The 2,984-nt window shown below is 71.8% G+C and carries 3 protein-coding genes; all 3 read left to right on the top strand.

The window, feature by feature from the left end:
- Positions 1-251: trypsin-like serine protease (locus ACTIDRAF_RS0224630; RefSeq protein ID WP_026066463.1), on the top strand; the 251-nt coding region annotated here is incomplete at its 5' end.
- A 370-nt stretch (positions 252-621) separates the two neighbouring features.
- On the top strand, positions 622-1,176 hold the full coding sequence (locus ACTIDRAF_RS31120; RefSeq protein WP_083886677.1) for a MarR family winged helix-turn-helix transcriptional regulator: 555 nt from the start codon (positions 622-624) through the stop codon (positions 1,174-1,176).
- Positions 1,173-2,957, top strand: a complete 1,785-nt coding sequence (locus ACTIDRAF_RS0224620) for an MDR family MFS transporter (RefSeq protein WP_016701333.1) — start codon at positions 1,173-1,175, stop codon at positions 2,955-2,957. Before ACTIDRAF_RS31120 ends, ACTIDRAF_RS0224620 begins: the two co-directional genes overlap by 4 nt.
- The last annotated feature ends 27 nt before the right edge of the window (positions 2,958-2,984 follow it).

Genomic DNA, 2,984 nt, shown 5'->3' with positions numbered 1-2,984 from the left:
TCCCCGTGGCCGCCGCCGCCGGCTGCCGCGCCGCGGGCGTGGACGACGTCACCGAGCTCTGCCTGCGGGTGAGCAGGAGCGCCACGTCCTGCTACGGGGACTCCGGCGGCCCGGCGGTGGTCAGGGAGGGCGGGTCCTGGCGGCTGGCCGGCCTCGACTCCCGGGGCGGCGACCAGGTCTGCGGAGTTGGCGGGCTGGTGTTCACCGAGGCGACGGTGTACCGGGACTGGGTGCGGTCGACCATCTCCTGACCCCGGCCCCCAGGACTGGTCCGGGCCTGTCGCCGCACGAACGGCAGGACGCGGAGGCGGGCCGAGGGCTGGGACGCCAGCCTCCCGAGGTGCCTGCCCGCCCAGCCCACCGCCCGATCCGGTGGCGCCGCCGGGCACCCGGTCGCCCAGCGGTGCGCTGGGCCGGCGCCGGGGCGGCGGTCCGAGGACGGGATCGGGGTGGTCGACGCAGCTGCCCGAGGATCGTGCTCCGCCCACCGGGGTGCCGTGCCGGGACGTGACGGGCGGTGCCCGGGCCGCGACGCGGAGCAGGTGAGAGTCGGCTCATAGTCAAATCGGTTGCCGGTGGACCCCGATCGGCGGAAGCTTGCTTCGTGCAACTAGTTGGGTGATGCAAGCAAACAGGGGTTTTCAGGCGGTGCGGGAACCAGACGAGGATGCCGGCACCGCGGCGGTCACGCCCGCGGCGCGGATCAGCGGATCACTGCACGAACTCGTGCGGTGGGTCGGCTGCGCCTCCGGCCAGTCGCGGCGGTACGGCGAGTTCGGCGCCGGGTCGTCGGGCTTCGCCCTGCTCCACCAACTCCACGAGCGGGGCCCGTGCCGGTCCGGTGAGCTCGCCACCGCGCTCCGGGTGGACCCGTCCACGGTGAGCCGGTGGGTCTCCGCGCTCGAACGGGAGGGGCTGCTGCGCAGGGAGCCGGACCCGGAGGACCGCAGGGCGTGCCTGCTCGCCGTCACGGAGAACGGCGACGCCCTGTTGGAGGAGCGGTGGCGGATGCGCCGCCGGGTTGTCGACCGGGTCCTCGAAGGCTGGAACGCCGCCGACCGCGAGGCGCTGGCCTCCCTGATCGCCAGGCTGAACACGGCCTGTGCCGAACAGTTGACGACGTGTACCACCGAGCTCGCCGAGGAGCGGGCCGGTCCACTCAGGGGAAGTGAATGAGCGACAGCATGGCGGCGCGGGACACCGGTCCCCGCGCCGACGGGGGGCTGACCCATCGACAGGTACTCACCATCATCAGCGGACTGCTCGCCGGCATGTTCCTCTCGGCGCTCGACCAGACGATCGTCTCGTCGGCGATGCGGGTCATCGCCGACGAACTGCACGGGCAGACGGCGCAGGCCTGGGCCACGACCGCCTACCTGATCACCGCGACGATCTCCACGCCGCTCTACGGCAAGTTGTCCGACATCTACGGCCGCAAACCGATGTACCTGACGGCCATCACCGTCTTCGTCGTCGGGTCGGCGCTGTGCGGCGTCGCGACCTCCATCTACCAGCTCGCCGCCTTCCGCGCGGTGCAGGGACTGGGGGCCGGCGGGCTGATGTCGCTGGCCCTCACCATCGTCGCGGACATCGTCAGCCCACGGCAGCGGGGTCGCTACCAGGGCTACTTCATGGCCGTCTTCGGGGTGTCCAGTGTGCTGGGCCCGGTGCTCGGGGGGTTCTTCGCGGACCTGGACGACCTGGTGGGGGTGGCCGGGTGGCGTTGGGTCTTCCTCATCAACGTGCCCGTCGGCGTGGTCGCCTTCCTCATCGTCGCCAGGGTGCTCAACATCCCGCACCACCCGGTGCGCCACCGGGTGGACTACTGGGGGGCGGCCGCCCTCGTCGTGGGCCTCGTGCCCCTGCTGACGGTCCTGGAGCAGGGCCGGGAGTGGGGCTGGGCCTCTCCGCTCTCACTGCTGATGTTCGGCGTCGGCGTCGTCGGTCTGGTGGCCTTCGTGCTCGTGGAGCGGCGCATGGGGGACGAGGCGCTGCTACCCCCTCGGCTGTTCCGTTCGGGGACGTTCCGGCTCGCCAACGTGCTCAACTTCGTCGTCGGGCTCGGGATGTTCGGCGGGATGATGTCGGTCCCGCTCTACCTCCAGATCGTGAAGGGGCTGAGCCCCACCGAGGCCGGTCTCATGATGCTGCCGACCACGTTCGGGATCATGGTCGCCACCGGGATCGTCGGCCAACTGATCGCCAGGACCGGGCGCCTCAAGATCTTCCCGATCATCGGCACCGGGCTGCTCACCCTCTCCTACCTGCTGTTCTCGCAGGTGACGGTGGACACGCCGCTCTGGCAGATCGGGCTGGTCATGGTCGTCCTCGGCGGTGGGCTCGGCCAGTGCATGCAGACGCTGACGCTCTACGTGCAGAACGACGCCCCGCCGAGGGACTCCGGCGCGGCGACCGCCTCGGCGAACTTCTTCCGCCAGAACGGGGGAACGGTCGGAGTAGCGGTGTTCCTCTCCGTCCTGTTCTCCGTGGTGGGGGACCGGATCGCGGCGGCCTTCGAGTCGGCCGCGCGGACCCCTGGGTTCCAGCAGGCCCTGAGCGACCCCGCCGTGGTGGCGGACCCCGCGAACGGGCGGTTCCTGGCGGCGGTGGAAGGAGCAGGTGGCCTGGACCTCAACGACACCTCGTTCCTGAACGGGCTGGACCCGAGGCTGGCGCGGCCGGTGCTGGAGGGCTTCGCGAGCGCGGTCGGCACCGTCTTCCTGATCGGACTCGGCGTGGTGGCGCTGGCCTTCGTGCTCTCGTGGTTCCTCCGGGACGTGCACCTCTCGGACCGTTCGAACCTCGAGCAACTGGCGGCGGAGCGCGCGGCGGCCGAGACCGGCGGCGGGGTGGATCCGAACGGCCGGGTCGCCGAGGAGCGGTCCCCCAGCGGGAAAGCCGCCCCGGCGGACGAGACCTCCCCGGCGCCGGAACGTTCGACCACCGGCCAGGTCTGACCGTGTTGGGAGGCAGGGTGGCGTGGC

It is taken from the genome of Actinoalloteichus spitiensis RMV-1378, from assembly GCF_000239155.1.
Taxonomy (GTDB): domain Bacteria; phylum Actinomycetota; class Actinomycetes; order Mycobacteriales; family Pseudonocardiaceae; genus Actinoalloteichus_B; species Actinoalloteichus_B spitiensis.
The sequence above is the reverse complement of the archived record's forward strand: the minus strand, read 5'-3'. Positions and strand labels throughout refer to the sequence as shown.